Raw genomic sequence first — 26,320 nt, forward strand, 5'->3', positions numbered from 1 at the left:
TGAGTGCACATGGATTACAATCAACACTCAAGTTTGGGGAGATACTCAAGCGGCCAACGAGGGCAGACTGTAAATCTGCTGTGTGAACTTCGCAGGTTCGAATCCTGCTCTCCCCACAAACTTCCAAAAAACTCTAAAGTCATTTGATTTTAGAGTTTTTTTTTATCTTTGAAACTTTAGAAATCAATATTCGTTATGGAACAGAAAATTCATCAGGGGAGAAACGTAAAACGTTTCAGAGAAATGTTAGGCGTAAAACAAGAAGCTCTAGCTTATGATTTGGGAGAAGAATGGACGCAGAAGAAAATTTCTATGCTGGAACAGAAAGATGTAATTGAAGACAATCTGCTCAAACAAATCTCTAATTCTTTGAGAATTCCTGTAGAAGCTTTTCAGAATTTTGATGAGGAACAGGCTATAAATATTATTTCTAATACCTTTGATAATGGCGCATTCTTAAATACTGGCAATGGCGCAATATTTAATGTTAATCCTGTAGAAAAATGGATTGAAGCTTTAGAAGAAATTAAACGTTTAAATACTGAGCTTTTAAAAGCTAAAGATGAACATATTAAAGCTTTAGAAAAAGTAGTTAAAGAGAAATAATTTTTAAACATATAAAAAGAAAAAGAGGCTTTAGGTCTCTTTTTTTATAAAACAATGACACATGTATTTCTTTAGAAAAACTAAATTTTCGTCTTTGGCTGAAGCTTCAAAAAAGCCTAAAAACTGCATAAAGTTAAGCTTACATTTTTATGATCAGAACTTGAAAGATAAGGGTGAGATATTTTCAAAGTTTGTAAATCTGGAAGTATTAGAAATGCAAGCAGATCCTTCAATTTATTATTTGGATGATTTTGAAATTCCATCTGAAATAAGAAACCTTAAAAAACTTAAGAAAATTTCAGTTTTGAATTTTCCGCTAAAGTTTTTTCCTGAATGGATTTTTGAAATTAAATCTTTACAATACTTAATGCTTCGAGGAACAGATATTACCGAAATTCCTGATTCAATATATCGATTGGAAAAATTGAAAACGCTTAGAGTTGAAAATTGTAAGTTAAATAGAATTCCGAAAACATTAAACCAAATGAAAAACTTGAAAATTCTGGGACTTTCAGACACTGTACTTACAGATTTCAGCATTAGTTTATTTCCGCAAAACTTAAAAGAAATTAATTTTAGCGGTACAGGAGTGTACAAAAAGGAAGATTTAGAGCATTTGAAAGCAAAAATGCCTCGAACAAGAATATATCCGTAAATACTGATTACAGATTATTAATCCTTGCAAATCTTCATTAAAAGCCATACATTAGAATCAATCAAAAAATCATTATAACGATTTGAAACAGCAAAAAGACTGGTCAATAGACGAAATTCAAAATACTTGGCAATTAGTTTCAAAACTTCACGACGGACAAAAATATGGCGGAAGCAATGAAGGCGAAAGGGTAGAATACATTAATCATATCGGAAGTGTTGTTTTTGAAGTTTTAAATGCCAGCCGATTTACAGAAAATATGAATGCCGATTTGGCTGTAAAATGCGCTATGCTTCATGATACTATAGAAGATACGGCATTTAATTATGAAAAAGTTAATGATTTATTTGGAAACGAAGTAGCATCTGGAGTTTTAGCATTAACCAAGAGTGATGAAATTAGCAATTCTCTCGAAAAAATGCTTGACAGTTTAAATAGAATTAAACAGCAGCCAATAGAAGTTTGGGCTGTTAAAATGGCGGATAGAATATGCAATTTGTACGAGCCTCCATATTATTGGAACGACGAAAAAAAGCTAAAATATATTGAAGAAGCCGAAATTATACATAGCGAACTTAAAGATGGAAACGTGTATTTAGCAGAAAGATTAAAGAATAAAATTAGAGAGTACAATCGTTTTCTTAGCACTGCTAACCTATTATAAAACACCAAAAAAAACCAAACAATTAGATTCGGGAGTTTTTTGTAGAAAATAAATTTTACTAAAGTTTAAATAAAATTTCGAATTCTTAGTAAGACAAGCTAATAACTTCATCTTCATATTGATAAATTAAGACATTGTTGCCAGCATAAAAGGCAGATCTAAAATCTCTTTTTAGGGTTTCTTTTAACTTTTCAAATTCTAAATTGTAGATTATTATATCAGAATTTCTTACGATGCAAACCAATCTGTCAGTAATATAAAAAGTATGTAATGCGCCAAATTTCCAATAAGCAAATTTAGTTTTAATTACTCTTAACGGTCTTTTATTCTCTAAAACAGAATATTCGCAAATAGAAAAACTATCATTTTGAAATTTATCTCTGTTATAAAGTAACACTACAAATCGATCTCCTTTTGAGTTAAAACTTAAATTATGAAAAGCGCCATTAAAATCAAGATCATCCATATCATAAATCAAATCAATCTTTTTTGACTGATTAAACTTAAAAATTTTAACGCCTTGAACTCCATAATTGGCATGATGAGCTATAAAAGCAAATTGATTCGTAATATTCGTTTTAGTCACTGATTCAATATATTCATAACCAGACCATTCTTTTTCGGGATATAGTTGATCATCACTTAATAAAGCTTCAAAAGTAGTTTCGTCTTTTATCCAAAATGCTTTAATAGGCTTATGAGTATAGTCTTCATCTGAAATTGAAATAAACTCATCTTCTTTATGATGAATCAAGAATATTTGATTTCTAGCTCTCAAAAAATGTTTTTTGAAAATATTTAATCCATCAGAATTAAAATGATAATAATAGATATTATCACTATCAATAAGGGATAATATTACAAAATCTTCCCCATTTTCTGAAAATGTATTTAAGATAGCACTGCTAGTCACTTCAGGAGAATGCAGAAGTTTCAAATTAATATCTTTTAAAAGAGTAAATTGTTCATCATAAATTACTAAGTGGTATGAATAGTCCTTTGATAGTAACTGATATATATATCTATTATTTTTATTAAAATGAATTGCAACAATTAAATTACTATCATCTTGATAATCGGAGAACAAACATTCCTGATATTCGGGGTTATTTCTGAAATTTTTTTCATTTTTATCTTCTGAAAAGTTGTAACTTCTAAGAACAGTACGATTTTTACTAGGGTTTTCATTATTTTTTATTGCATAAACTACAATAAGCATAATGCCCAAAAGTATAATTAAAGTAGAAAATATAATCATTTCAATAAAATTATAAAGTTGTTTTTTCTAGTTCAATTTAATTAAAGATTTTCTTTCGTCAGCCTATCTAATTCTTTCAACAAAGTTGGCATTCTAAATTCTCCGTGCATGCTTTCTACTTTTTTATAAGCTTCTTCCAGATCAATTCCGATAGAAGTGATGTATAATGGTTTCTTGCTGTCGCCTCTAAATAAAGCTTTTTTATTTTTTTCTATAGAAGCAAAATTTGTTTTGGCAACTCCAATAATTGGAATTTTTTTATTCAGTTTTTCGTATAAGTAACCGCCTAAACCGTATTTCTCTTCATCATCCAAATAAACAAATCCATCAACGACAATAGCTTCAATTGTCGATAAATCAATTTGTTTTAATAAACTTAAAATACAAGGCAATTCTCTTTTATAAAATTCGCCAGGAATATATTCTTCTATATTGCCAATTATTTCAGAATGAATTTTGAAGTTTTTGTCTTCGTTCCATTCAGCAAATTCGAGACAGATTGTTTTTGCTTTATCGTCAAAGTAGTAAGTATCAAAAGCTAAGATCATTTGGTTAAAATATTTTAATTTTAGCTAATATAGAAAAACCTTACAAGGAAATCGTGTGATCTTTAGCAATTAATTAAAAACTTTCAGAAACAGTTTTTATATACTTCTAAATCAGATTAAACATTTAAAAAAAAATCAGTTTTTGAAAGCTTCTGAAATAAATGTAGCTTAGCTATTATTTAAAAAAAACAAATCCAAAACTGCATTAAAATGAAATGGATTACGAGAGAAAGACCAAAAATTGACCGAATAGCCTGCCCTTGGTTGATTAGAAAATTTGTTGACCACGAAGCTCAGTTCATTTATGTTCCTTTTGATGATATAGTTTCTAAAGCAAAAGAATTAGATGCAATTCCATTTGATATCCCAAATGTTGAGTTTACACACTACAATGAAGAATGTACTTTTGATTATATCGTAAAAAAATATAAAATTAATGATCCCGCTGTTTCAATTATTGCCGGAATTATACGAGGCGCAGACACTGATCGACATGAAATTGCAAAAGAATCGGCTGGACTTTGGGCAATTTCTGCTGGGTTAGCTTATAACATTAAAGACGATTACGAGCTTTTAGAAAAAGGCATGATTCTTTATGATGCTTTGTATAGCTGGGCAACACATTTGTATCAGCAGAATCATTTACAGAATAGCCCGTTTGAGAAATTATTGCATGAAGTTTATAGCAAGTTCTTAAAAGACAAAAAGACTTCTGGAAAAACGCCTTCTTGGGTTAAAGATTTAAAGAATATTATTCAAGATCAAATAGATGCACAATTTACTTTTGATTTAAAGAAAATTTCAAGCGAACTTGATTTAAATCCTTCCTATTTATCACGAGAATTTTCCAAACATTTTGAAGATTTAAATTTTGGTGACTATGTTAGAAAACTTCGTATCGAAAAAGCAATCAATCTTATTGAAAATTCGTCGCATACGTTAACCGAAATAGCTTATATGACGGGGTTTTCAGACCAAAGTCATTTTACTCGAATTTTTAAACTTCACACAGGAAAGAATCCGTCTTCTTATAGAAAGAAGGTAAAAAAGTAAACAAAATACAAAAGGTAAACGAGATACTATTTTTTGGTTTTAGATGCTTCTAATTTTGCTTTTATAAACAAAAAAGGCAAAAACAATGTTTCTTAAATACACTTTCTTTATTACAATATTATTCTCGAGTTTCTCAGCTTTCTCCCAATCAATATATCCAAAAATAACTGGATATTTTGGTATAATGCATCCAATTGTTACGGTTAATAAAGATGAGACAACGGTAAATTTTAGAGATTATTACGCTGTTGGATTTCCTACTGGAATCAATATTTGGAAAAACGAAAAAATCGGATTCTCTTTTGAAATGGTTCCAAATATAAAAGACGATCAAGGAACAAGCAAAGTAACGGGCTTATTGTTTCATCCTGGGGTTTTAGTAGCTTTAGGAAAGGGCTACACTTTTGCAGGAAGAGCTGCTTTTGAAAGTAACGGCCGATATGGTTTTACACCGGTTTTTAATAAAACTATAATTAAAAACAACAGCTGTAGTTATTATGTTGCTGTGCCTTTGCCAGTTCGCTTTGGTAATGATCATCCAGCCAGTTTTACGGTTGGTTTTCAGTTTGGAATTGCTTTTTAAGACATTAAGTTCAATCACTTATAAATTAATTGATTAACTTAGATAAAAATCAATTAAAGATGAAGTTTATGAAAACTAAAATGATATGGGGCAACTTGGTTTCTCGTGATTTACAAAAAACGATTCAGTTTTATACAGATCTGGGTTTCAAACAAAACGGACAGGAAACAAAAGAATTGGTCAGTTTTGTTTTTGGCGAAAATGACTTTGTAATTAACTTTTTCGCTCGCAAAAGATTAGAAGATGCTGTAAAAGGAAAACTTGTAGATGCTAATAACGAAAATGAAATTATATTTTCTTTATCCGCAAATAGTGTAGAGGAGGTCGATCTTTGGTATAAAAAAATAAAAGAAATCGGCGGAACTATTTTCTCTGAACCAGAAAATTTTGAAGTTGGTTACACATTTGGGTTTTCAGATCCTGATGGTCATAAATTCAATTTTTTGTACTGGCCAGGAATGTAGTTTTAATATTTTATTGGTCGTCAGAACCACAATATTCATTATAGAAGAAGACCATATCTTTGATATTCTTTTTGGTAAATTTCTTATTATCGATTTTTTCTATCACTTTTTTACAATCCCCAAAGTATTTTTTGGCTCTCAAATTAAAACTAAACTTAATATCTGTTACATATAATTCAGTTTTACGTTTTACATAAAAAGCTTCAGACATTTCCCAGCTACCGCCAGTATTTGTTGGGAGGTTGTTTGCACCAAAATTTGTATTTCCGCCTTTAAAATATATTTTAGCATCACGATAAAGATTAACATTTCCTTCTTCAACAACCTGAAGCAACTTTGGTTTTGAATGCTCAAATTCAACATATTCATATTTTTCAGAATATCCGTAAGCAGAAAAAACTAGACCTTTTGCAAAATCATAACTCCATTTATCTGCTTTATCTTCTTGTTTAACTTTAAAATAAATGGCATTATCTTTAATTTCAGCAAAGCCTTGAATGGAACTGCTGTCATTAAAAATTATAGATGCTTCTCTATAATCCTGGCTAAATCCTAGATTAATAAAAAATACAAATAGAAGCTGTAGAATTAATTTCATTTTTTTCTTTTTCTGTCTGCTAATATAAATATATATAAAGTATTTTTTTGCCATATGACAAATTCTCTATAAAAACTTATGACTAACTTTCGTGCATGAAAGAATTAGTAAATTACATATTGCAATTTGGCAATTTAAATCAACAGCAGATTGATTTGATTTTATCTAAAGCTCAAGAAAGGGAAATCAAAAAAGAAGAATATTTTTCTGAAGCTGGAAAAATTGCTGCTGAAGTTGGATTTATCGTTGACGGAATAATGCGCGTTTGTTACTATAACAACAAAGGAGAGGAAATCACAAAATATTTTATTGACGAAAATAATCTGGTTGTAGATTTAGAAAGTTTTGATAATAATATTTGTTCATCTGCCTATGTTCAAGCTGTGACAGACTGCAAAATTATCGTGTTCTCTAAAGCCGATTGGCAGGAATTGCTCGACACAATTGTAGGTTGGGATACAATTGTGCACAAAATAATTTCCAAAGCATTGATTCAGAAAGTAGCTAGAAGAAGTCCGCTCGTTTCAGAAGACGCTACAACTCGTTATTTATCATTTATGGAAATGTTTCCAAAAGTAATCAATCGTGTTCCGCTTTCTTATTTGGCATCTTACCTCGGAATTACACAATCTTCTTTAAGCAGGATTAGAAAAAACATTCGTTAAATCGCTTTTTGTCATATGGCAAATGTTTTTGTTTTTTATCGACAGAACTTTGCTTCAGATAATTTAAAAAAACGAAAATGAAAACAGTATTAATTACAGGCGCAAATAGAAGCATTGGTTTAGAAACAGCCAAACAGCTTTCAGAAAAAGGATTATTTGTTTATTTAGGCACTCGCAATCTTGCAAATGGTGAGGAAGTTGTAAAAGAATTAAAAGCAAAAGGATTTCAAAACATTCAAGCCATTCAAATTGATGTTACAAATGCAGAAAGTGTTTTAGCGGCAAAGGAAATAATTGAGAAGGAGCAGGGTAAATTGGATATTTTAATTAATAATGCAGGAATTTTGGGAGATGTTCCACAAGATCCTTCTACGACTTCTATAGAAAATATTCAAAAAGTTTTTGACACGAATTTCTTCGGAGTAATCACTGTTACGCAGACTTTTCTTGATTTATTGAAAAAATCTGATAGCCCAAGAATTAGCAATATTACATCTGGTCTTGGTTCACTGACGTTACATAGTGATCCCACTTGGAAATATTATGCTATAAAAGCCATTTCGTATGTTTCTTCAAAAACAGCTTTAAATGCTTTTACAGTTACTTTGGCTCACGAATTAAAAGATTTGCCGTTTAAGGTAAATTCAATCGATCCAGGTTATACCGCAACCGATTTTAATCATCATAGTGGCCCAGGAAGTGTTGAAAGCGCTGCAAGTTTCATTATAAAACATACTTTATTAGACGAAAATGGACCAACAGGGAAATTCTTTAGTAATGATATTGAAGATGTAAGCGAGGAAAGCCCGTGGTAATATAAAAAAGCCTCCAATTTTGGAGGCTTTTTTTATTAAAAATCTTTACTGAAAGTTTCATAGTAGTACTGCGCATCTGAAATCTTTATATTGTCAACATTCATCAATAAACTGTATTTTAAATAATCTAAAACAGAGTTTTTTGGAACATCAGTATAAGTTTGGCTATATCTTACAGCTTTCCAATCTACACTGTTTGTAGTGTCAAAATTATTAATGGTTTTTAAAACTTCTTCAGGAAGTGTAAAAAGCTTAAGTTTTGTTGATCCCGAGCTTTCAGTTCCATCAAAGTGAAAATTATAATAAAATGCAATATCTTGAGCGTATTTTTGAAATGATATGTAAGATCTTTTAATTTCTCTTCCTGAGAAAATATCAGCATGCTTTAATGTAAAATCGTTTCCATCTTTAGTTACTTCTAAACCAGTTAAAGGCTGAACATCTATTTCTGAAGGAATCGCTTTGTTTGAAAAAATAGAATATGAAGTATAAGTCTTTTTTGCGCTATAAATAAATTTCCAATAACTCATTGGTAAAACAGCATCACTATCTATATAAAATGTTTTATCTCCAACTTCAGACATGTCATTAAAAGAGGTAATTATATCTTCTCTACCCGGCGTTGAATTATAAGTGTACATAAAAGTGTTCCAAAATTCACTATTTTTTGCATTAACTTTTAAAATATTTGTTTTAGCCTTTGTAAAATCGCTTTTGTTTAAAGTAATTAGATCATCTATCTTTTTATCTTTCAAATCAATATATTTAATATAAGGCGTATTTGTGCCTTTTTCGAAAATAATAAGCTCAAATCCATTCTCAGGATAGTCGGGATCGTCATTATCTGAACAAGTAAAAGTCTTATAAGTATATCCATTTTCTATCTTTTCCCAATTAAAGTCTCCCCAATAAGCATATCCAGGTTGACGAATGTAAGGCACAGACATATATATGAAATCTCCTATTGTGTTATTGCCAGCATAATTACCAAAATCTTCAACCTTTACGCTGTATTTACTAATTTTTGATGGATAATATGTTTTTTCAACTAAGCCCATTTCAGAAAAAATCTGACCTACTTCAATATTTTTTATATGATGCACATTTATAGTTTTTCCTTCAGAAATATTAAAATATAAAACATCAAATTTATTCTCATTGTATTTTCCTTTTAGTTCCCATTTAGTTGAATCTGATAAAGATCCATAATTCAGTAATTTACCATCTTTACTATATGCAGCAATATAGACTTTACCATTTCCAGAAAATCGATCGCTTTTATAATCTACAGAAAATAAAGTTTTTGAATTTGCTTCAGTTTCTTCTCCAGGCGTTTCATCATTTTGACAACTCACGATTGACAGTAATACTCCTAAAAGAACTACAAGATTGCTTTGAAATTTTAACATACAAATGGTTTTGAATTAATAGTTTTGGTGTTTTCAAATTTAGAGAAAAAAGTCAGATTTTTAATATATTAGTTATTTTATTCTCAAAGTTTTTACAATAGCAATTAATTAAAAGCAAAAAACTGTACATTAGTCCAGTGTTTAATTGCAAAACTTTAATTATGTCCATTACAACAGAAGCCGAATTAGCAGGAATGAAAAAAGCGAGTGAAGCTGTTGCTTTTACTCTAAAAGAAATGAGAAAATTTGCCAAGCCCGGAATTTCTACAAAAGAATTAGACGATTATGGGGGACAAATCCTCAACGATTTAGGAGCTAAATCTGCGCCTTACTTGACTTACGGATTTCCAGGTTGGACTTGTATAAGTGTGGATAACGAATTTTGTCACGGAATTCCATCTGATAAAAGAATTTTGCAAGAGGGAGATTTAATCAACATTGATGTTTCTGCAGAATTAGGCGGTTTTTGGTCAGATAACGGCGGTTCTTTTGTTATTGGATCTGATGTAAACGAGCATCAAAAATTAGTTGAAGCTTCAAAAGATATTTTGCACAAAGCTATTTATAACATCAAAGGTGGTGTTCGTATTTCAGATATTGGATTTCTAATTGAAACTGAAGCTAAAAAACGTGGCTATAAAGTGATAAAGAATTTAACTGGACATGGAGTAGGGAGAAGTCTTCACGAAGCGCCACACGAAATAGCAAATTATAGAGATCGTTTTAATCAGACAAGATTTAAAAAGAATTCTGTTGTTGCCATTGAAACTTTTATTTCTACAACTTCAACTTATGCGGAAACGTTGCAAGACGGCTGGACAATGGTCGGAAATAAAGGCGGATTTATGGCGCAGCACGAACATACGATTGTGGTTACAGAAGGAAAACCAATTATTCTGACCGAAATGAATGAAATTTGGAATTAAGAAAAAATATAATATAAAAGCTCCATTAGAAAAAAATGGAGCTTTTATATTTTTAAACATATCGATTTTCTTGCATTTTTTCAATCAACCCAAACCATCAACCATTAACCATTAACCATTAAGCTGGCTCCCAAAGTTCAATTTTATTGCCTTCTGTATCCATTATATGAACAAATTTTCCGTAATCATACGTTTCGATATCGTCTAAAACTGTAACTCCATTTGCTTTCAATTGCACCACAAGTCCTTCAATATTTTGGACACGGTAATTGACCATAAAATCTTTTTTAGATGGAGAAAAATATTCATCACCTTTCTTAAAAGGACACCATTGTGTTGATTCGATTTGTTCTGGATTTTCAAGATTTCGAGATTCAAAACTTGCAGAACCCCAATCGTTTATTTCCAGTCCTAAATTTTTGGCATACCAATCTTTAGTTTCTTTTGGATTGTCAAGAAAAAAGAAAATTCCGCCAATTCCTGTGACTTTTGGCGTAATTTCATTTGAATTATTTTCCATATAATTAGTTATTTAAGATTGTTTAAAGAATGTCATTTTTAAATCTAAGGTATTAAAATATTCATTGCATTTCCCTTTTTTTATTCTTTTGATTTATCTTTACATGAACACTTTTTTTGCAAATCATACTAAAATGAAAACGGAAAGAATTTACAAAATATTATTTTCTAGCGTATATCCTTTATATATTCAAAAAGTAGAAAAAAAAGGCCGCACGAAAGAAGAATTAGATGTCGTAATCAAATGGTTAACAGGATATACTGACGAACAACTTAAAGAGCAAATTGAAAAGAAAGTAGATTTCCAGACGTTCTTTGCCGAAGCTCCGGAACTAAACCCGAATGCTTCTAAAATAACAGGGGTAATTTGTGGTTATCGTGTAGAAGAGATTGAAGATCCATTAATTCAAAAGATGCGATATCTAGACAAATTAATTGATGAAATCGCCAAAGGCAAAAAAATGGAAAAGATTTTGAGAGAATAAAAAAGACCTTCAAATATTTTTGAAGGTCTTTAATTTTAAACTCTTAACAAACCGCGAAAACCTCTCGCTGCGTAATAAGAATCGGCGCCGTTATGATATACAAAAACGGTATTATATCTAAAATCTGAGAATATTGCTCCTCCAAGTTTTCTAATTTCTGGTGGAGTTAAAATCCAGCTAGAAGTTTTCGCATCAAATTTTCCAAGCTTTTGAAGTTCTTTGTATTGCTCTTCATTCAAAATTTCAATTCCCATTTCCTGAGCCATATTTATAGCGCTGTCAGCAGGTTTGTGCTCTTTTCTTTTTTCAAGCGCTTCATGATCGTAACAAATGCTTCTGCGCCCTTTCGGACTTTCAGCAGAACAATCCACAAAAAGATATTCATCTGTTTGTTTGTCATAACCAATAACATCTGGTTCGCCTTCCGTTCTTTCCATTTCGTCAAGAGACCATAATTTGGATGGATTTGCTTTTAGTTTTGCTTCAATTTTTGACCAATCCAGATTCTCATGACGATTTCTATTTTTCTCAAAACGTTTTTCAAGAATACTTAAAAGTTCATCTTGCTCATTTGCTGTCAGTTGTTTTTTCATGTTTTTGCGTTTTTTAATTAGAACTGCACTTTCTATTTTCAGGTCTGAAATACCAAGAAATTACAGTTAAAACAATTAATAAAATTGGTCCAAAAAGTGCCGAAGCTTCATCTTCTACAGCTAAATGAGAAACTACAGCTCCAGACATTGCAAAGAAAAAACCAGCATAAGCCCATTCTTTCAACAAACCAAACTTCGGAATTAAAATTGCAATTACTCCCAAAAGTTTCCAAACTCCTAAAAGGCTCAAAAAGTAAAGCGGATAACCTAAATGTTTTATCATTTCTGCTTCTTCCTTTAATGGTATAAGCTGTACAATTCCTGTAGAAGTCATTCCTAAAGCCAGCCAAAGCGTAGCAATCCAATAGATAATTTTATTTCTTTTACTCATAATTCGTTATTTTAGTTTTGTTACAATTTCTTCCAATCTATTATGTGCCATATTTAAGCCTTGGGCAAACGGCAGTTTTAATTGCGTTGTTCTATGTTCAATTGATTTGTAAATAATTTGCATAGTCAATTTACTAGTATCATCTGTTAACTTTTCGAACTCTAAGAATTCTAACTGAGGCGCAAAATTGGCGTTATTCATTTCAAAAGTGCGTACTATTTTTTGGTTTGGAATGAAATCATGAAAAACCCCATTTGCTTTAAAAACTGCATTACCATTAGGATCGCTGGTTTCAAACTCCCATCCGCCATGTTTTTTATTTTCGAGTTTTATGACTTTTGTTCCCATCCATTGTGCTACAATTTCAGGTTCAGTGTGAGCCTTAAATAATAATTCTAAAGGCAAATCAAATTCTCTTGTAATAACAAGATCGTGCCTGTCATCTTCTGCGTGAATTTTGGTTTTCTTTTCCATGGTTTATTTTTTATAGTTTTTCATAATTGATTCTAATTTATTAAAACGATCATCCCACATTTTTCTAAAAGGTTCGATAAATTTGTCAATTTCCTTCATTTTTTCTGGATTTAAATGATAATAAATTTCTCTTCCGTTCTGTGTCTGATGCAATAATTCGCATTCGCTAAGGATTTGGATATGCTTGGATATCGTTTGTCTTGACGAATTAAAATTCTCGGCAATTGCCCCAGGAGTCATAGACTGAATGGCAACTAAACTCAAAATAGCTCTTCGGGTTGGATCGGCTATTGCTTGAAAAACATCTCTTCTAATTTCCATTGTGCAGTTATTTGACTGCAAATATAATGAAGTCATTTGACTGCGCAATATTTTTTTCAATTTATTTTTAAAAGAAAACCTCCAAATATTTCTATTTGAAGGTTTTATAATTCGGTTTTCTTTATTTTTAATCCAATCCAGCAAATTGAAAAGGTTTAGTTTCCTTGAAATAACTCAATGAATTTCCAGAATAATTTTCGTTATTAGCCAAACTTAATTTTTTGACTTTTGCTTTTTCGCTAAAATCAATCTTACTGAATTCCACCCAAATCACATTCGGATTTAAAACATTGTCAAAATAATAAACTAGATTTTTTTGATCTGCAACTGTTCGCCAACGAGTAGAGGAGATGTTAGGTTCTGTTTCTGAAGCAATTCCCAGCGGAACAGAGCAATTTCTAATAACGCCAAAGACACTTGCCAGAGCTCGTCTTGTATCATCTGTTTTCGGAATTGCATCTATATAATAAGAAGCGCGCACAAAGCGATCTGCAGCTCTATTGGTTCCTGGAAGCATAATAGTTCCAGGAATACTTTCCCAATAGGTATTTATAGCCAGCTGTTCTTCAAATATTGGAGAATTTGTCATTGTAACATATTTTCGATCGTGGTGAATTACCAGTTTGCCATTAATATATTCAAAAATAGCGTTATCTCCACTAGAATCAGAAACCGATAAATGTACCGTTGCAAAAATATTCGTACCAGGAATATGAGAAGAAGTAATAACAAAATCATTTTTTTCTAAAGCAGAAACAGTCTCTGCAACCGAAGAAAAATTGTCTAAAACATACTGAAGCCACAAAGAAACTGCCAAACCTTTTACTTTTCCATTTTTTTCAAATGCTGGATATTGCGATTCTACAAGCCATAAAAGATTGCCAACAAGTCCTTTTTCGTTCATTCCGTCAGAAGAAGCTATATCCCAAGAACTTGTAATTACGCTGCCATATTTGGATTTCCATTTGATAGAACTAGTTCCAACTTCACCAAATCGTTCTATACCACGAGGAAAAATCCACAAGTTAGCAGGAATTTCTCCACGCCAATCCATAGAACGCGCTGTGATGATTGTTCCATTTAAACCTTCATAAACAACTCTTGTACAAGGAAAAATCGTTTCAGTTATTAATAACGTAAAAGCGAGAAAGACGGGCAAAATTCTGTTTTTTGGTTTCATAAAATTTTAGATTTTAATTAAACTTGCAATTTGAATTTATAAAAAGCTTTATTTTTATAATAGACTGAATTTCATCAGTTTTTTACTGCAATTTACGGAATTTTAATTTTCTGAATATCAAATTAATACTAAAAAGAAAAGCGCCAAGATAATTCTCAGCGCTACTTTTTATCTTCTAAAGTAAAATGCTTTTTTCAATATTAATTTGTTCTAAAAACAATTGATCGTGTGAAATTACAAGCAAAGTTCCTTGATATTCATTGATTGCGGCTGTTAAAATTTCAATATTTTGAATATCTAGGTTATTTGTAGGTTCGTCTAAAATTATCACCTCAGGAAATTCATTGCTAATCGTTAGACAACACAACATTAACCGCATTCTTTCACCTCCGCTTAAAGAATTGCAAGGTTTGTCCCAGTCATTTCTAGAAAATAAAAAACGATTCAATCTCATTTTGATTTCATGCTCTTCCAAACCGCAATCGTTAAAAATCTGTGCTTGTTCATAAATCTTAAGATCTTGATTTAGTAACGAATAATCCTGATCAATATAAATTGTTTTTTTTGCTAACGAAGCAACATTTCCTTGCTCTACAGCCAATTTGCCAAGTATAATTTTGATTAAAGTCGTTTTTCCAGATCCGTTTTGTCCTTTTATAGCGATGCGATCTCCTGAAAGAATTTCAAAACTTAGATTTTCTTTCCAAAGCAAAAGATCATTGTATTTGTAATTTATTTCTAAAGCTTTAAAAATGATTTTCCCTTTATGAAAAGAAGCATTATTAAATCCGAATTTCATTTGATCTATTGCAGGAAGCAAAGAACGTAATTGGCGCAAATCTTCGGAAATGCCGCTGATTTTTTCCGCGTGAACATCTTTTAGTTTCGAACTGCTGTTTTCTGCTTTATTTCGAAGCGTATTCATCATAATTCTGGCAACACCAGATTTCTCTTGCTTCTTTTTACCTCTCGAATCTAATTTATTTTGGCGTTCAATAGTTTCACGTTCTTTTTCTTTGGCTTTTTTTAATGCCTTTTCTTTACTCTGAACATCTTGTTCTAAAGCGTTATTTTCGTTTTTTTTCTGTTCACTATAAAAATCATAATTTCCGCCATAGACCGAAATTCCGTTTTTAGACATTTCAAAAGTCTTTTCCAAAATATTCAAAAGTGCTCTGTCGTGACTAACAATAAGCAAAGAACTAGAAGTTGATTTAACAAAATCATAAAGCAACGTTCTTCCTGCAAAATCCAAATGATTACTAGGCTCGTCCAATAAAACTACATCAGGCTCGTGAATCATAATTCCAGCCAAAAATACTTTTGTTTTTTGTCCGCCGCTTAAAGTTTCCATTTTCTGATTCAGATCTAAGTCGTTAAGCTGCCAGTAAGATAGAGCTTCATTGCAACGTTCTTCTATTGCCCAATCGTCATTTAATAATTGTAAATTTTCTTCGGTTACAACGCCTTCAAGTATTTCTTTAAGTGAAGTTAATTTTTCCCTTATTTTTAAGGCTTCAGCAATTGTCAAATCATTAAACTGTCCAAATAATTGAGGTACAAAATAAGGTTTTGAACTTTGATTTATTTGTCCTGAAAATGGTTGTAATTCGCCTGAAATGATTTTTAATAATGTAGATTTTCCCACACCATTATTTCCAATTAGTGCAGTTTTTTCGTGATTATTTAAGCTAAAACTAATGTTTTGAAACAGCATGTCTTTATTCTCATGCTGATATGAGATATTTTGAAGAATAAGCATAATTCCTTTCTTTTATAGATAAATAATTAAGCAGCCACAAAACTGTGGTTACTTGCTAAATTTTCTGAAAGAAATTACTTTTCACATACCGTAATACTTATTTTAAGAGGAGCAAAGATATTTATTTTAGTTTTAAAAATCAAAAAACCATTCTTAACGATGGAAAAGAATGATTTTTTGGCATTGAATTACGTTGTAATTCTATATTTATATTTTACTAAATGTCAGTTTGGCTTCTTTGGTGTCTAGAATTAATTGATCGTCTGTGATTGTACTTTCACAAACATAAGGTGTACCAACTTCGTCTTTAATAACAAGTTTTTTACCTTTTTGTGTTAACGCGTAAGTTCCGTCCGTGATTTCACGTAGCAAGTACCCAGTAACGTGCCCATCTTCTGTAAAAGTAAGCATTCCGTTAGCTAAAATCGCGTTTTTTGTAGAATCAGAAACAGTTTCTTTAGGTTCTACTGCAGTAACTTTCCATGAATTCACAAGCTTGTCTCTTTTAAGATGGCATGAAACTATTACGACAGCAATTGCAATTACGAGGGTAAATAATTTAAAGTTTTTCATGATTTTGTGATTAAAAGTTAAACAGGAAAAAGTTACAAAAAAAAATGAAATTAAAATATTCGAAATCAAATATTTACAAAGATTTTTTTTACTTCTAATTTGAAACTGCCTATAATCTAAAAAGCCTTTATTATTGGGAGTTAAACTGATATTCAGCAGATTACAATTACAGCAAAAAAGTTAACTGAATGAGATTATTTAGCTTTTAGAGGTATCTTAATTAAGGGTTAAAGCCCCTAAAATTTCTTCATACATAAACGGCCCTCCAGGGTAAGTTGCCGTATAATCCAGATTCATCCAAACTTGTCCGCGTTCGTCTATATGATAATGAAGTTTTTTACCATAACTCTCTTTTACAAATAACACGTTTTTAATCAAATAATTGACTTTTTCAAGATCAATCATAGAACCAATTAAAATTTCAGGATAAATATGCCCTTTAGTATGAATAAGGCGTGGAGTTCCGCCAATAGAACGAACAGCCGCCGCCATTAAAATAGAATGATCATCGCAATCACCTGAGAAATAATCTAAAGATTCACTGGCAGTTGCGATGTAATCACCTTCTTTAGGGTCGTTTACATAATTCCATCTGCTGTTGATTTCTTTAAAAACAGCAAAACACTGAATTATAGTTCGATAATCTGAATATCCCCTAATCCCTTTAAAATGTTTCGTTGTTGCCATAATAGCAAAATTTCGCACTTTAGGATTTTGATATTCTATAGCATTGATAATCTTTGTTTTATTAGGAAATGGAAGTAGTTTTGCTACAATTATATCTTGCGGATATGGATTGTCAGACATGGTGTAAATCATCGAATTATAATCTTCTGAGATTTCGCTGAAACCATAATTTCCAATTACAGATCCGTAAAATAGAATTAGTAAATAAACTGCAACACATAAAATAATTATTGTTCTGAGATACATCAGAAGAAAAAATATTGCTGCAAAAACAAATATAAAGATGAATACACGATCTAGATTGAAAGCCCATTCTAAATCGATCAGATTTTGATGCAGTATGATGAAAATCGGAATAGTAATTAAAAGACTCAACAGCGAAATAATAATCCTATCCCACGGTGATTTCACCTGTAGTTTAGATTTTAACTGCGGAAAGTCAATTTTAGGGAATTTCATCATACGAATCAAAAAAGCAGTATTACAGTGCTTTTACGGTTTCTACAAAAATACTTTTTTTATCAATAATTCCCAGATCAAATAATTGATTTTGAATTTTATTAAAAGACTTTTCGGTTAGGTTTTTCTGTGACCATTGTGTCAATTTCAGCCATTCTTTGATATCCTCAGCTTTCTGATTGAACAGTTTAGACAATTTCTTGTCTATCTCAGGAATTTCTTTAAAATCAACAGTTGTTTTGTTGATGATTTTAAGAATAGTTTCTACCACTTTGGCATTCTTTTTTAAGAACTCGTCGCGTCCAACAATAATAAATGAAGGCCAAGGAGTAGGGCAGTCGTCGATACGTCTAAAAATACCTTTATCTACAAGAGGTTTTGTCATAAAACGTTCCCACATGAAATAATCTGCTTTTTTGTTTGTTAAAGCATCGACAGCACCGTCAATTGTATTTACTATTTCAAACTGAAGATCATCCATTTCCCAGCCTTGTTCATTTGCATTAACATAAGCCATTAATTGCGATCCAGAGCCAAGTCTTGAAATAGCTGCTTTTTTGTTTTTTAGATCTTTCAAAGTTTGAAAATCAGATTTTGCGTCAACGTGAATTCCCCAAATTAAAGGAGATTGCACATAAATCTGAACAATTTTGCTCGGATTTCCGGCTGAAATATCCTTAAGAATTCCTTCGGTCAAAATAACAGCTAAATCTGTTTCTCCGTCACGAAGCATTTGACACATTTTCCCTGTTCCTTCTGGAACATTAGTCCATTGTAAGTCGATGTTCTCTTCTTCAAATTCGCCGTTCTCAATACAGAGATGCCATGGCAAATTGAAGTGTTCCGGAACACCCGCAATTTTGACAGTTTTCATTTATTTTAAGTTTAAGTTAAGTTGCTTGCTTGGTATGCGTATGCGTAATCTAATTGTTAAGCTTGGTTAGTTTTTTAATAAATCTGTTCTGTGTTTTTCTGAAAGACAAGGTTCTGCAAATTCAATGATATCTTGACTTTCATATTCGTTAAGAAGACTTCTTACTAAAGAATAATCTACATCTTTTGCTATTTCTGCAGCAAAAAAAGTTTCGTTTAAACCCTCCGACAAACAATTTATTGCCTTTAATTTTTCTCGGATAATTTCTTTATCAAAACCTTTTTCCAGAATAGCAATTTGAACAATCGAATTTCCAGAATTCTGAATCGTTTTTCTATGCATGAAACGCTCTTCTGTCTCATCATATTCTGCGTAAAAAATGTCGTCTGTTGCGATTAAAGGTCCAAAAAAAGGAATGTTATCCAATTTGAAAAGACCTTTTTCTAGATCAATAATTTCTGCCCACATCGTTTCAGATACTACTTCGTCTAGATAATCACTATAGTATTTAAATAATATTTTTTTATGTGTTTCTTGTTCCATTATTCAATTTCACTTATAACAGCTTTTAGTGGCGATATAACAATTCTATAACCATCAGGATCTTGAATCATTTTTCCATTTTCATTCCAAAATGGATTCAATGACGGTATAATTGCAATATTCTGCTGTTTCAATTTGTTTACTAATTTATCGTAATCTGCAATAGTTTTAGGATATAAGACCATAACATCGTCTTCATCAAAAATATGTTTTGCCGAAACTTGTGATTGAGTAAATTCAAAATGCCAGTCTAAACCTGGTTTTCCAATAAAAGCTCCATCGTAATTATTATGATGTTCGAATCCGCCTAATCTTTCAAAACCGAGTACATCTACATAAAAACTTTCAATTTTTTCTAAATCATTTGTATGTCTAGCCACTCTCAAAAACATAACTTATGCTCTTATTTGATTAATATGATGTTCTAAATGTTCAACATAATCAGTCATTAAAAACCTTAAATCTATTTCAGATTCGTCGGTCAAAATGATTTTATAATTTAAAGCTTTTTCATCCACAGATTTCATTAATCTAACTATTTGTTTATTTATTGTATACCAAAGCTGAGTCAGTTCCTTAATGTCTATTTTCTGATATTGATTTATATTTACTAAATCTATTTGATTATACGGTCTGTGACGATATGGTTTTTCTGAATAGTTAATCTCTGTAAAACGAACAAGATTATGAATTGCAGAATCTACCAAATGCCCTAAAATCTCTTTTTTAGACCATTTTCCAAATTTTTTTTCTTCCAAAACTTCATTCTGTATTGTTGGAATATAATTGACATTTTCGTCCAATAACTCTTCAAATTTAAGAATAGCCGTTTGCATAAAGTATCTAATTAATTACCTGCTAATTTATTCAATGTATAAGCAATTAATTCATCAACAGCTTTATATGGATCTTCACTGAAAGTTCCGCTTGCACGATTGGCAATAATAGCATTTAATGATAATGCATTATGACCTAAAAGAGCCGATAGTCCATAAATCGCTGCTGTTTCCATTTCTAAATTAGTAATTTTAGTTTCATTAAAGCTAAAATTATCCATTTTATTATTCAATTCTTCATCTTGAATATTCAAACGCAAAACTCTTCCTTGAGGGCCATAGAATCCGCCCGCAGTTGCAGTGATTCCTTTGAAAATTCTATCTGATTCAATTATTTTTTCTAATTTATCAGAACATTGCGTTACATAAGGTTTCCCTTTTTTGGGATCCCAATTGGTATGTTTTACAAACGCATCTTCAATTTCTGTGATAGAAACATCATCAATTAGATAGGAGCGAAGCATATTATCTAATCCTAAACCAAATTTTGACATCACAAAACTATCAACAGGAATATCTGCTTGTAAAGAACCCGAAGTTCCAATTCTGATAATATTCAAAGAAGTTAATTCTTTTTTTGGCTGACGCGTTTTTAAATCGATATTTACTAAAGCATCTAATTCATTAAGGACAATATCAATATTATCAGGTCCAATTCCTGTAGAAACGACAGAAATCCTTTTGCCTTTGTAAATACCTGTTTGGGTTTTAAATTCTCTTTTTTGAGTAGAATATTCGATAGAATCGAAAAATTGAGTGATTTTTTCTACTCTGTTTTGGTCACCAACAAAAATAATGTCGTGTGCTATATGTTCAGGACGAAGGTTTAAGTGGTAAACACTTCCATCTGGGTTAAGTATTAATTCTGATGATTGAATCATTTTTTTAAGTTTCTAAGGTTCTGAGATGCTAAGGTTCTACGTTTTTTTGTTTCATGTTTCAAGTTATTGGGCAACTTGAAACTTTAAACCTGAAACTATTTAGCCTCCCACACGTTTGGTTTTAAATCCTTTTTCTTTTAAGATTGCCATAATTTTATCTCGATAATCGCCTTGAATTATAATTGAATCATCTTTAAAAGTTCCGCCAACACTTAATTTGGTTTTGATTTCTTTGGCTAAGATTTTAAAATCTTCGTCAGAACCTTCATAACCTTCAATAATTGTGGTTGCTTTTCCTTTTCGTTTTTCAAATTTACAGATCATAGGCTCTTTTTGAACGTAAAGGACATGTTCTTGTTCTTCAACTTGTTCTGGCTCATTTGATTCAACATGCTCCGGAAATAAATTCTTTAATTGATCTTTTAAGTCCATAAAACTATTTTAAATTCTAAATATAGTGAGTTTTTAAAAATTAAATTCCAAATCCCAAAAAAATAGTTTTGGAATTTGGAATTTTAAATTATTGAAGATTGAAAAGGTTATTTTTTGATTAAACCAAGTTCTACCAAACGCTCATATAAAAACTCGCCAGCAGAAATATCTTCGTATTTTTTAGGATTTTCTTCGTCAATACAATTTTCTAAACAATCCAAGCGCATATCGCTTACTGGATGCATGAAAAAAGGAATTGAATAACGAGAAGTTCCCCATAATTCTCTTGGTGGATTTACCACTTGATGAATTGTAGATTTTAATTTATTGTTAGTATGTCTAGATAACATATCACCAACATTAATTACTAATTCATCATCTTCAGCAATCGCATCAATCCATTCGCCATTATGATTCTGAACTTGCAATCCTTTACCTTGAGCTCCCATTAATAAAGTGATTAAATTGATATCACCGTGAGCTGCTGCACGTATTGCGTTTTCTGGCTCAGAAGTAATTGGAGGGTAGTGGATTGGTCTTAAAATTGAGTTTCCTTCTTTTGCATAATTGTCAAAATAAAACTCATCTAATCCTAAATGTAAAGCTAAAGCTCTTAAAACATAAACTCCCGTTTTTTCTAGTTTTTGATACGCATCTTTACCAACAGCATTAAAACGAGGTAATTCGGTAACTTCAACATTTTCTGGGTATTCTGAAGCCCATCTTGAATCTGCGTCAACGTATTGACCAAAATGCCAAAATTCTTTTAAATCTCCTTCTTTACGTCCTTTAGCATGTTCTTTTCCAAAAGAAACATAACCTCTTTGTCCGCCAATTCCAGGAATTTCATATTTATGCTTAGTTTCTATTGGCAAGGAGAAGAATTTTCTAATTTCTCCATAAAGTTCGTCAACCAATTGATCATCAAGAAAATGACCTTTTAAAGCTACGAAGCCAATGTTTTCAAATGCACTGCCGATTTCATTTACAAATTTTTGTTTACGTTTCGGGTCGTCCGAAAGGAAATCACGTAAGTCTACACTAGGAATGTTTTGCATACTTTACATTTTTTATTTAAAGAACAAAGGTGTCATAAGCACCTTTTCGCTAACAAAGGTAGATAATATTTTAGAAAATAATCTCAAGCGCAACCCTTAAAAGCAGATTTCTGATTAAAATTTTAATTCAGAATCCAATAAAATTGCTGTAAATTGTTATATTTGAAACACCAAAAAAAGAAAAAAATACATGATTTTTTACCGACAAAACCTTACAAATACTGAGTTATTAGATTTATATAAAAAAATATTAAAACCTAGATTGATCGAAGAAAAGATGCTGATCTTAATTCGACAAGGAAAAGTTTCTAAATGGTTTTCTGGAATAGGTCAAGAAGCAATCGCTGTTGGAGTTACAGCTGTTTTAGACCAGTCAGAATATATTCTTCCAATGCACCGAAATCTTGGTGTTTTTACAACAAGAGAAATTCCGCTTCATCGTTTGTTCTCGCAATGGCAAGGAAAAGCAAATGGTTTTACAAAAGGTCGTGACAGAAGTTTCCACTTTGGAACACAAGAATATAATATTATAGGAATGATTTCGCATTTGGGTCCGCAATTAGGAATTGCTGACGGAATTGCTCTTGCGAATAAACTTCAAGACAATAAAAAAATCACAGCAGTTTTTACTGGAGAAGGCGCAACAAGTGAAGGAGATTTTCACGAAGCTTTGAATATTGCAGCGGTTTGGAAATTGCCTGTAATGTTTGTCATTGAAAATAATGGCTACGGACTTTCGACGCCAACTAACGAACAATATGCTTGCGAAAACCTTGCAGATAAAGGAATTGGTTACGGAATTGAAAGCTGGATTATTGACGGAAATAATATTGTTGAAGTTTACAATAAATTATCTCAGCTAAAGAAAGAAATGCAGGAGAATCCGCGTCCTATTTTGTTAGAATTTAAGACTTTCAGAATGCGCGGACATGAAGAAGCAAGTGGCACAAAATATGTTCCTCAGTATTTAATGGATCAATGGGAACTAAGAGATCCTGTTACAAATTATAGAAAATATTTGGTTGAAAACGGAATTCTAACCACGGAACAAGACGAGCAATTTCATGCTGAAATAAAACAAGAAATTGATGAAAATTGGGCAATGGCAAATGCAGAACCTGAGATCGAACCAACTTACAGTGGAGAATTAGATGATGTTTATAAACCATTTCAATATGAAGAATATACACATAATTCTGACACAAAAAATATTCGATTTATAGATGCTATTCGTAACGGATTAGAGCAATCTATGTGGCGTCATAGAAATTTAGTAATTATGGGGCAAGATATCGCTGAATATGGCGGAGCCTTTAAAATTACGGATGGTTTTGTTGATGCTTTTGGAAAAGACAGAATACGTAATACGCCAATTTGCGAAAGTGCTGTTATTTCGACTGGAATGGGATTATCAATCAATGGCTATAAAGCAATTGTAGAAATGCAATTTGCTGATTTCGTTTCAACAGGTTTTAACCCAATTGTAAATTTATTGGCTAAATCTCATTACCGTTGGGGCGAAAATGCCGATGTTGTTGTTCGTATGCCTTGCGGCGGAGGAACTCAGGCTGGACCATTTCATTCTCAGACAAATGAAGCTTGGTTCACTAAAACACCAGGTTTAAAAGTAGTTTATCCAGCATTTCCTTATGATGCAAAAGGATTATTGAATACTGCTGTAAATGATCCAAATCCGGTTTTGTTTTTCGAGCATAAATTATTATACAGAAGTATTTATCAAGATGTTCCAACTGATTACTACACAATTCCGTTTGGAAAAGCGGCTTTGCTAAAAGAAGGTTCTAAAGTAACAATTATTGCTTTTGGCGCACCAGTTCACTGGGCTTTAGACACTTTAGCAAAACACCCAGAAATCGATGCTGATTTAATAGATTTAAGAACGTTGCAACCTTTAGATACTGAAACTATCTTCGCTTCGGTTAAGAAAACAGGAAAAGCAATAATCTATCAGGAAGACACAATGTTTGGTGGAATTGCAAGTGATATTTCTGCTTTAATTATGGAAAATTGTTTCAAATATCTTGATGCTCCAGTAAAACGTGTAGCAAGTTTAGATTCTCCAATTCCTTTTACAAAAGCGCTTGAAGATCAGTTTTTACCTAGAGATAGATTTGAGGAAGTTTTAAAGGAGTTATTAGAATATTAAAACATAAGAACTTAAACACATAGAAACATAGAATTTAGAATCTAAAAAGGCGTTTCACTTATTTAAACACATCTCGAAGCTTCGGGACTTATGTGTGAGAAACCAGTTTCTTTCTAATTCTCTTTTAAAAAACAGCAATCCTATGTTTCTATGTGTTAAAATATTTTAGATTACCACAACTAAACGTTTCCCATTTGGAACTTCTGCGTTCCACATTTTTTCAATATTTGAAATTTTCACTGTTTCAATATTTACTTTTAATATATTTTTAGAAGCCAAAAGAAACATTTCAGGAAGTATTTCAGAAAACAACAATTTCACTTCTTCTTTTGTCCAGCTTCCTAATCCTGACCCAGACAACTGAAGATCAACGCTTCGTAAAATCTGAGCTGATAACTGAATAGTATCTCCAGACATGGAACCAATATTTACAAAACGTGTTTTGGGAGTAAAATTTCCATTTCCTTTTAAAACTGAAAGAATAATTTCTGCAGAATGTCCCCATAAATAATCAATTACAATATCAATTGGAGTCTTTAGATGATTTTCTTTTAATTGAGAAAAAAATAATTCATCACTTTGCTTTAGAGAAATAATTTCGTCAGCACCTAATTCTAATAGGCTTTCAAGAGTTTTTTCATTTCTTCCTGTAACGATTATTTTCTTAGCTCCATAATACTTAGCGATTTGAACTGCCAATTGGCCCGTAAAACCAGTCGCTCCATTGATTAAAACCGTTTCGCTTGGTTTTATGCCAGCTCTAAAACGAAGTGCCATTGCCGAACCTGCGACAGCGTTTGGCATTGCAGCAGCTGTTGCATCATCAATTCCGTCTGGCAAAACCACCATTCTGTTTTTCTCCACTAAAGCTTTCTCGGCGATTGTTCCCGAGATTCCGCGCGCATAAACTCTTGTTCCATCTTCTAAAACACCAATTCCGTCGCTTCCTACGACAAAACCGTTTTGATTTTCTTTTTCTGAAGAATAATGTTCTCCGCTTGCAATTCCTTTATCCAGATTTGTAATGGCTACGGCTTTTACCGAAACTAAAATTTCATTTTCATTGGATGCAATTGGTTCTGGAAATTCTGCATATTTTGGCGATTCGCCTTTTTTGTAAACTACTGCTGCTTTCATAATTATTAAATTTTATGAAGCAAAATTATAAAGCCGTTTACAGGCAGACGATAACATTTGTTATCAAATTTTTATTAAACCATATAAGTTATATAAGCTAATTTAATTTGGCTTGTCAACTATTTTTTTATTTACTAATTTGCTTTTTATTCTGCTTAAATGTACAGTAGTTATTCCTAAATAAGAAGCAATATAATGTTGAGGAACACGCATTATGATTTGAGGCCTTTCTTTAATTAAGTTAGTATAACGCTCTACTGGGGAATCTTTTATGAACGAAACAAAATATTTCATATAATCGAAAGTACGCTCAAAAAGCTTATTAATGAGACTATCCCTCAATTCTGGAATTTCTTTGATTTCTTCGAGAATTTTATCTAGATCATTTTTATGAATCCACCACAAAACTGAAGGCTCAATTGTTTCTATATTTGTCGGGCTCGGAAGTTTCTTCATAAAACTTTCGATAGAAGCAACGCTCTGATTTTCAAAAAAGAATTGCGTAGTGAGATCTTTTCCGTTGTTATTAAACCAAACCCTTATACAGCCTTTTTCAATTATAAAAAGCTTTTTTGAAATTTCACCTTCTTCCAAAAGAATAGTTTTAGTAGGAACTTCAATTCGATTAAAATAACCGACGTATTCGTTCCATTTTTCTTCTGTTATAGGAAATCTATCTCTAAATTGATCAAACATTTTTCTGA

33 protein-coding genes and 1 tRNA gene are annotated in these 26,320 nt (G+C 31.5%); 12 read left to right on the forward strand and 22 right to left on the reverse strand.

The window, feature by feature from the left end; genetic code table 11:
* Positions 1 to 35: 35 nt before the first annotated feature.
* From OD917_RS08300 to OD917_RS08315, 4 genes are all read left to right on the forward strand, one after another.
* Positions 36 to 116 (forward strand) — tRNA-Tyr (locus OD917_RS08300).
* A 79-nt stretch (positions 117 to 195) separates the two neighbouring features.
* Complete coding sequence (locus OD917_RS08305) at positions 196 to 606, forward strand: XRE family transcriptional regulator (protein WP_263523087.1); 411 nt, start codon at positions 196 to 198, stop codon at positions 604 to 606.
* A gap of 61 nt (positions 607 to 667) precedes the next feature.
* Positions 668 to 1,261: a leucine-rich repeat domain-containing protein gene (locus OD917_RS08310; RefSeq protein ID WP_263523088.1), complete on the forward strand. Its 594-nt coding sequence runs from the start codon at positions 668 to 670 to the stop codon at positions 1,259 to 1,261.
* 82 nt (positions 1,262 to 1,343) lie between these two features.
* Entirely contained in the window at positions 1,344 to 1,925 is a 582-nt protein-coding gene (locus tag OD917_RS08315) for an HD domain-containing protein (RefSeq protein ID WP_263523089.1), read from the forward strand.
* A gap of 85 nt (positions 1,926 to 2,010) precedes the next feature.
* On the opposite strand, the gene OD917_RS08320 is transcribed toward OD917_RS08315, so the two are convergent.
* Both OD917_RS08320 and OD917_RS08325 read right to left on the reverse strand, forming a co-directional pair.
* Entirely contained in the window at positions 2,011 to 3,183 is a 1,173-nt protein-coding gene (locus OD917_RS08320; protein WP_263523090.1) for a hypothetical protein, read from the reverse strand.
* A gap of 41 nt (positions 3,184 to 3,224) precedes the next feature.
* Positions 3,225 to 3,731, reverse strand: a complete 507-nt coding sequence (locus OD917_RS08325) for an endonuclease V (protein WP_263523091.1) — start codon at positions 3,729 to 3,731, stop codon at positions 3,225 to 3,227.
* 210 nt (positions 3,732 to 3,941) lie between these two features.
* On the opposite strand from OD917_RS08325, the gene OD917_RS08330 reads away from it, so the two are divergent.
* From OD917_RS08330 to OD917_RS08340, 3 genes are all read left to right on the forward strand, one after another.
* The gene (locus OD917_RS08330; protein ID WP_263523092.1) at positions 3,942 to 4,784 is read left to right on the forward strand and encodes a chromate resistance protein ChrB domain-containing protein; all 843 of its coding nucleotides are present in this window, start codon (positions 3,942 to 3,944) and stop codon (positions 4,782 to 4,784) included.
* A gap of 85 nt (positions 4,785 to 4,869) precedes the next feature.
* Positions 4,870 to 5,367 carry a hypothetical protein gene (locus tag OD917_RS08335; RefSeq protein WP_263523093.1) on the forward strand — a complete coding sequence of 166 codons (498 nt, stop codon included), beginning with the start codon at positions 4,870 to 4,872 and terminating at the stop codon, positions 5,365 to 5,367.
* A gap of 68 nt (positions 5,368 to 5,435) precedes the next feature.
* Positions 5,436 to 5,831 carry a VOC family protein gene (locus OD917_RS08340; protein WP_263523094.1) on the forward strand — a complete coding sequence of 132 codons (396 nt, stop codon included), beginning with the start codon at positions 5,436 to 5,438 and terminating at the stop codon, positions 5,829 to 5,831.
* Positions 5,832 to 5,841: 10 nt separating this feature from the next.
* Here OD917_RS08340 and OD917_RS08345 read toward each other — a convergent pair whose 3' ends face one another.
* A complete protein-coding gene (locus tag OD917_RS08345) occupies positions 5,842 to 6,429 on the reverse strand; it encodes a hypothetical protein (RefSeq protein WP_263523095.1) in 588 nt (195 codons plus the stop codon).
* A 95-nt stretch (positions 6,430 to 6,524) separates the two neighbouring features.
* Here OD917_RS08345 and OD917_RS08350 point away from each other — a divergent pair, with 95 nt between their 5' ends.
* Both OD917_RS08350 and OD917_RS08355 read left to right on the forward strand, forming a co-directional pair.
* Positions 6,525 to 7,094 (forward strand): Crp/Fnr family transcriptional regulator, encoded by a 570-nt coding sequence (locus OD917_RS08350; RefSeq protein WP_263523096.1) that lies wholly within the window; start codon positions 6,525 to 6,527, stop codon positions 7,092 to 7,094.
* 77 nt (positions 7,095 to 7,171) lie between these two features.
* On the forward strand, positions 7,172 to 7,909 hold the full coding sequence (locus OD917_RS08355) for an SDR family oxidoreductase (RefSeq protein WP_263523097.1): 738 nt from the start codon (positions 7,172 to 7,174) through the stop codon (positions 7,907 to 7,909).
* Between the two features lie 35 nt (positions 7,910 to 7,944).
* Here the strand turns inward: OD917_RS08355 and OD917_RS08360 are convergent, their stop codons facing one another.
* The gene (locus tag OD917_RS08360) at positions 7,945 to 9,318 is read right to left on the reverse strand and encodes a hypothetical protein (protein WP_263523098.1); all 1,374 of its coding nucleotides are present in this window, start codon (positions 9,316 to 9,318) and stop codon (positions 7,945 to 7,947) included.
* A gap of 161 nt (positions 9,319 to 9,479) precedes the next feature.
* Here OD917_RS08360 and map point away from each other — a divergent pair, with 161 nt between their 5' ends.
* Positions 9,480 to 10,244: a type I methionyl aminopeptidase gene (map, locus tag OD917_RS08365; protein ID WP_263523099.1), complete on the forward strand. Its 765-nt coding sequence runs from the start codon at positions 9,480 to 9,482 to the stop codon at positions 10,242 to 10,244.
* A 118-nt stretch (positions 10,245 to 10,362) separates the two neighbouring features.
* On the opposite strand, the gene OD917_RS08370 is transcribed toward map, so the two are convergent.
* Positions 10,363 to 10,764, reverse strand: a complete 402-nt coding sequence (locus OD917_RS08370) for a VOC family protein (RefSeq protein WP_263523100.1) — start codon at positions 10,762 to 10,764, stop codon at positions 10,363 to 10,365.
* Positions 10,765 to 10,897: 133 nt separating this feature from the next.
* Here OD917_RS08370 and OD917_RS08375 point away from each other — a divergent pair, with 133 nt between their 5' ends.
* On the forward strand, positions 10,898 to 11,248 hold the full coding sequence (locus tag OD917_RS08375; protein WP_263523101.1) for a DUF2200 domain-containing protein: 351 nt from the start codon (positions 10,898 to 10,900) through the stop codon (positions 11,246 to 11,248).
* 35 nt (positions 11,249 to 11,283) lie between these two features.
* On the opposite strand, the gene OD917_RS08380 is transcribed toward OD917_RS08375, so the two are convergent.
* From OD917_RS08380 to OD917_RS08450, 15 genes are all read right to left on the reverse strand, one after another.
* Entirely contained in the window at positions 11,284 to 11,841 is a 558-nt protein-coding gene (locus OD917_RS08380) for a DUF4256 domain-containing protein (protein ID WP_263523102.1), read from the reverse strand.
* 13 nt (positions 11,842 to 11,854) lie between these two features.
* Positions 11,855 to 12,232 (reverse strand): DoxX family protein, encoded by a 378-nt coding sequence (locus OD917_RS08385; RefSeq protein WP_263523103.1) that lies wholly within the window; start codon positions 12,230 to 12,232, stop codon positions 11,855 to 11,857.
* Between the two features lie 6 nt (positions 12,233 to 12,238).
* The gene (locus OD917_RS08390) at positions 12,239 to 12,706 is read right to left on the reverse strand and encodes an SRPBCC domain-containing protein (RefSeq protein WP_263523104.1); all 468 of its coding nucleotides are present in this window, start codon (positions 12,704 to 12,706) and stop codon (positions 12,239 to 12,241) included.
* Between the two features lie 3 nt (positions 12,707 to 12,709).
* Positions 12,710 to 13,027 (reverse strand): ArsR/SmtB family transcription factor, encoded by a 318-nt coding sequence (locus OD917_RS08395; protein WP_263523105.1) that lies wholly within the window; start codon positions 13,025 to 13,027, stop codon positions 12,710 to 12,712.
* A 127-nt stretch (positions 13,028 to 13,154) separates the two neighbouring features.
* Entirely contained in the window at positions 13,155 to 14,207 is a 1,053-nt protein-coding gene (locus OD917_RS08400; RefSeq protein ID WP_263523106.1) for a linear amide C-N hydrolase, read from the reverse strand.
* 175 nt (positions 14,208 to 14,382) lie between these two features.
* A complete protein-coding gene (abc-f, locus tag OD917_RS08405) occupies positions 14,383 to 15,969 on the reverse strand; it encodes a ribosomal protection-like ABC-F family protein (protein WP_263523107.1) in 1,587 nt (528 codons plus the stop codon).
* A 207-nt stretch (positions 15,970 to 16,176) separates the two neighbouring features.
* Positions 16,177 to 16,542 (reverse strand): hypothetical protein, encoded by a 366-nt coding sequence (locus OD917_RS08410; protein WP_263523108.1) that lies wholly within the window; start codon positions 16,540 to 16,542, stop codon positions 16,177 to 16,179.
* 216 nt (positions 16,543 to 16,758) lie between these two features.
* Positions 16,759 to 17,691 carry a transglutaminase gene (locus OD917_RS08415; RefSeq protein WP_263523109.1) on the reverse strand — a complete coding sequence of 311 codons (933 nt, stop codon included), beginning with the start codon at positions 17,689 to 17,691 and terminating at the stop codon, positions 16,759 to 16,761.
* A gap of 19 nt (positions 17,692 to 17,710) precedes the next feature.
* Positions 17,711 to 18,562, reverse strand: coding sequence for a substrate-binding domain-containing protein (locus tag OD917_RS08420; protein WP_111291129.1), 852 nt, complete (start codon positions 18,560 to 18,562; stop codon positions 17,711 to 17,713).
* Positions 18,563 to 18,628: 66 nt separating this feature from the next.
* Positions 18,629 to 19,105: a DUF4265 domain-containing protein gene (locus OD917_RS08425; RefSeq protein WP_111291127.1), complete on the reverse strand. Its 477-nt coding sequence runs from the start codon at positions 19,103 to 19,105 to the stop codon at positions 18,629 to 18,631.
* The gene (locus tag OD917_RS08430) at positions 19,105 to 19,497 is read right to left on the reverse strand and encodes a VOC family protein (protein WP_263523110.1); all 393 of its coding nucleotides are present in this window, start codon (positions 19,495 to 19,497) and stop codon (positions 19,105 to 19,107) included. Before OD917_RS08430 ends, OD917_RS08425 begins: the two co-directional genes overlap by 1 nt.
* A 3-nt stretch (positions 19,498 to 19,500) precedes the next feature.
* Positions 19,501 to 19,941 carry a DinB family protein gene (locus tag OD917_RS08435; protein ID WP_263523111.1) on the reverse strand — a complete coding sequence of 147 codons (441 nt, stop codon included), beginning with the start codon at positions 19,939 to 19,941 and terminating at the stop codon, positions 19,501 to 19,503.
* Positions 19,942 to 19,952: 11 nt separating this feature from the next.
* Complete coding sequence (locus tag OD917_RS08440; RefSeq protein WP_263523112.1) at positions 19,953 to 20,822, reverse strand: nucleoside phosphorylase; 870 nt, start codon at positions 20,820 to 20,822, stop codon at positions 19,953 to 19,955.
* A 99-nt stretch (positions 20,823 to 20,921) separates the two neighbouring features.
* Entirely contained in the window at positions 20,922 to 21,254 is a 333-nt protein-coding gene (locus tag OD917_RS08445; protein WP_263523113.1) for a translation initiation factor, read from the reverse strand.
* Between the two features lie 107 nt (positions 21,255 to 21,361).
* A complete protein-coding gene (locus OD917_RS08450; RefSeq protein ID WP_263523114.1) occupies positions 21,362 to 22,312 on the reverse strand; it encodes an isopenicillin N synthase family dioxygenase in 951 nt (316 codons plus the stop codon).
* A gap of 190 nt (positions 22,313 to 22,502) precedes the next feature.
* On the opposite strand from OD917_RS08450, the gene OD917_RS08455 reads away from it, so the two are divergent.
* The gene (locus OD917_RS08455) at positions 22,503 to 24,479 is read left to right on the forward strand and encodes a dehydrogenase E1 component subunit alpha/beta (RefSeq protein ID WP_263523115.1); all 1,977 of its coding nucleotides are present in this window, start codon (positions 22,503 to 22,505) and stop codon (positions 24,477 to 24,479) included.
* Positions 24,480 to 24,644: 165 nt separating this feature from the next.
* Here OD917_RS08455 and OD917_RS08460 read toward each other — a convergent pair whose 3' ends face one another.
* Both OD917_RS08460 and OD917_RS08465 read right to left on the reverse strand, forming a co-directional pair.
* A complete protein-coding gene (locus OD917_RS08460) occupies positions 24,645 to 25,616 on the reverse strand; it encodes a zinc-binding alcohol dehydrogenase family protein (protein WP_263523116.1) in 972 nt (323 codons plus the stop codon).
* 102 nt (positions 25,617 to 25,718) lie between these two features.
* The gene (locus OD917_RS08465) at positions 25,719 to 26,312 is read right to left on the reverse strand and encodes a Crp/Fnr family transcriptional regulator (protein WP_263523117.1); all 594 of its coding nucleotides are present in this window, start codon (positions 26,310 to 26,312) and stop codon (positions 25,719 to 25,721) included.
* Positions 26,313 to 26,320 lie beyond the last annotated feature (8 nt).

It is taken from the genome of Flavobacterium sp. SH_e, from assembly GCF_025717045.1.
In the GTDB taxonomy this organism is placed as follows: Bacteria; Bacteroidota; Bacteroidia; order Flavobacteriales; family Flavobacteriaceae; genus Flavobacterium.

What these genes read in the sequence shown, in the direction of transcription:
- OD917_RS08390 (WP_263523104.1), bottom strand. Translation starts at nt 12,706, where the DNA reads ATGGAAAAGAAAACCAAAATTCACGCAGAAGATGACAGGCACGATCTT.
- OD917_RS08335 (WP_263523093.1), top strand. Translation starts at nt 4,870, where the DNA reads ATGTTTCTTAAATACACTTTCTTTATTACAATATTATTCTCGAGTTTC.
- OD917_RS08420 (WP_111291129.1), bottom strand. Translation starts at nt 18,562, where the DNA reads ATGAAAACTGTCAAAATTGCGGGTGTTCCGGAACACTTCAATTTGCCA.
- OD917_RS08455 (WP_263523115.1), top strand. Translation starts at nt 22,503, where the DNA reads ATGATTTTTTACCGACAAAACCTTACAAATACTGAGTTATTAGATTTA.
- OD917_RS08400 (WP_263523106.1), bottom strand. Translation starts at nt 14,207, where the DNA reads ATGAAACCAAAAAACAGAATTTTGCCCGTCTTTCTCGCTTTTACGTTA.
- OD917_RS08380 (WP_263523102.1), bottom strand. Translation starts at nt 11,841, where the DNA reads ATGAAAAAACAACTGACAGCAAATGAGCAAGATGAACTTTTAAGTATT.
- abc-f (WP_263523107.1), bottom strand. Translation starts at nt 15,969, where the DNA reads ATGCTTATTCTTCAAAATATCTCATATCAGCATGAGAATAAAGACATG.
- OD917_RS08355 (WP_263523097.1), top strand. Translation starts at nt 7,172, where the DNA reads ATGAAAACAGTATTAATTACAGGCGCAAATAGAAGCATTGGTTTAGAA.
- OD917_RS08310 (WP_263523088.1), top strand. Translation starts at nt 668, where the DNA reads ATGTATTTCTTTAGAAAAACTAAATTTTCGTCTTTGGCTGAAGCTTCA.
- map (WP_263523099.1), top strand. Translation starts at nt 9,480, where the DNA reads ATGTCCATTACAACAGAAGCCGAATTAGCAGGAATGAAAAAAGCGAGT.
- OD917_RS08450 (WP_263523114.1), bottom strand. Translation starts at nt 22,312, where the DNA reads ATGCAAAACATTCCTAGTGTAGACTTACGTGATTTCCTTTCGGACGAC.
- OD917_RS08320 (WP_263523090.1), bottom strand. Translation starts at nt 3,183, where the DNA reads ATGATTATATTTTCTACTTTAATTATACTTTTGGGCATTATGCTTATT.
- OD917_RS08395 (WP_263523105.1), bottom strand. Translation starts at nt 13,027, where the DNA reads ATGGAAATTAGAAGAGATGTTTTTCAAGCAATAGCCGATCCAACCCGA.
- OD917_RS08370 (WP_263523100.1), bottom strand. Translation starts at nt 10,764, where the DNA reads ATGGAAAATAATTCAAATGAAATTACGCCAAAAGTCACAGGAATTGGC.
- OD917_RS08325 (WP_263523091.1), bottom strand. Translation starts at nt 3,731, where the DNA reads ATGATCTTAGCTTTTGATACTTACTACTTTGACGATAAAGCAAAAACA.
- OD917_RS08425 (WP_111291127.1), bottom strand. Translation starts at nt 19,105, where the DNA reads ATGGAACAAGAAACACATAAAAAAATATTATTTAAATACTATAGTGAT.
- OD917_RS08430 (WP_263523110.1), bottom strand. Translation starts at nt 19,497, where the DNA reads ATGTTTTTGAGAGTGGCTAGACATACAAATGATTTAGAAAAAATTGAA.
- OD917_RS08345 (WP_263523095.1), bottom strand. Translation starts at nt 6,429, where the DNA reads ATGAAATTAATTCTACAGCTTCTATTTGTATTTTTTATTAATCTAGGA.
- OD917_RS08435 (WP_263523111.1), bottom strand. Translation starts at nt 19,941, where the DNA reads ATGCAAACGGCTATTCTTAAATTTGAAGAGTTATTGGACGAAAATGTC.
- OD917_RS08465 (WP_263523117.1), bottom strand. Translation starts at nt 26,312, where the DNA reads ATGTTTGATCAATTTAGAGATAGATTTCCTATAACAGAAGAAAAATGG.
- OD917_RS08410 (WP_263523108.1), bottom strand. Translation starts at nt 16,542, where the DNA reads ATGAAAAACTTTAAATTATTTACCCTCGTAATTGCAATTGCTGTCGTA.
- OD917_RS08385 (WP_263523103.1), bottom strand. Translation starts at nt 12,232, where the DNA reads ATGAGTAAAAGAAATAAAATTATCTATTGGATTGCTACGCTTTGGCTG.
- OD917_RS08330 (WP_263523092.1), top strand. Translation starts at nt 3,942, where the DNA reads ATGAAATGGATTACGAGAGAAAGACCAAAAATTGACCGAATAGCCTGC.
- OD917_RS08415 (WP_263523109.1), bottom strand. Translation starts at nt 17,691, where the DNA reads ATGATGAAATTCCCTAAAATTGACTTTCCGCAGTTAAAATCTAAACTA.
- OD917_RS08350 (WP_263523096.1), top strand. Translation starts at nt 6,525, where the DNA reads ATGAAAGAATTAGTAAATTACATATTGCAATTTGGCAATTTAAATCAA.
- OD917_RS08360 (WP_263523098.1), bottom strand. Translation starts at nt 9,318, where the DNA reads ATGTTAAAATTTCAAAGCAATCTTGTAGTTCTTTTAGGAGTATTACTG.
- OD917_RS08460 (WP_263523116.1), bottom strand. Translation starts at nt 25,616, where the DNA reads ATGAAAGCAGCAGTAGTTTACAAAAAAGGCGAATCGCCAAAATATGCA.
- OD917_RS08440 (WP_263523112.1), bottom strand. Translation starts at nt 20,822, where the DNA reads ATGATTCAATCATCAGAATTAATACTTAACCCAGATGGAAGTGTTTAC.
- OD917_RS08305 (WP_263523087.1), top strand. Translation starts at nt 196, where the DNA reads ATGGAACAGAAAATTCATCAGGGGAGAAACGTAAAACGTTTCAGAGAA.
- OD917_RS08340 (WP_263523094.1), top strand. Translation starts at nt 5,436, where the DNA reads ATGAAAACTAAAATGATATGGGGCAACTTGGTTTCTCGTGATTTACAA.
- OD917_RS08375 (WP_263523101.1), top strand. Translation starts at nt 10,898, where the DNA reads ATGAAAACGGAAAGAATTTACAAAATATTATTTTCTAGCGTATATCCT.
- OD917_RS08445 (WP_263523113.1), bottom strand. Translation starts at nt 21,254, where the DNA reads ATGGACTTAAAAGATCAATTAAAGAATTTATTTCCGGAGCATGTTGAA.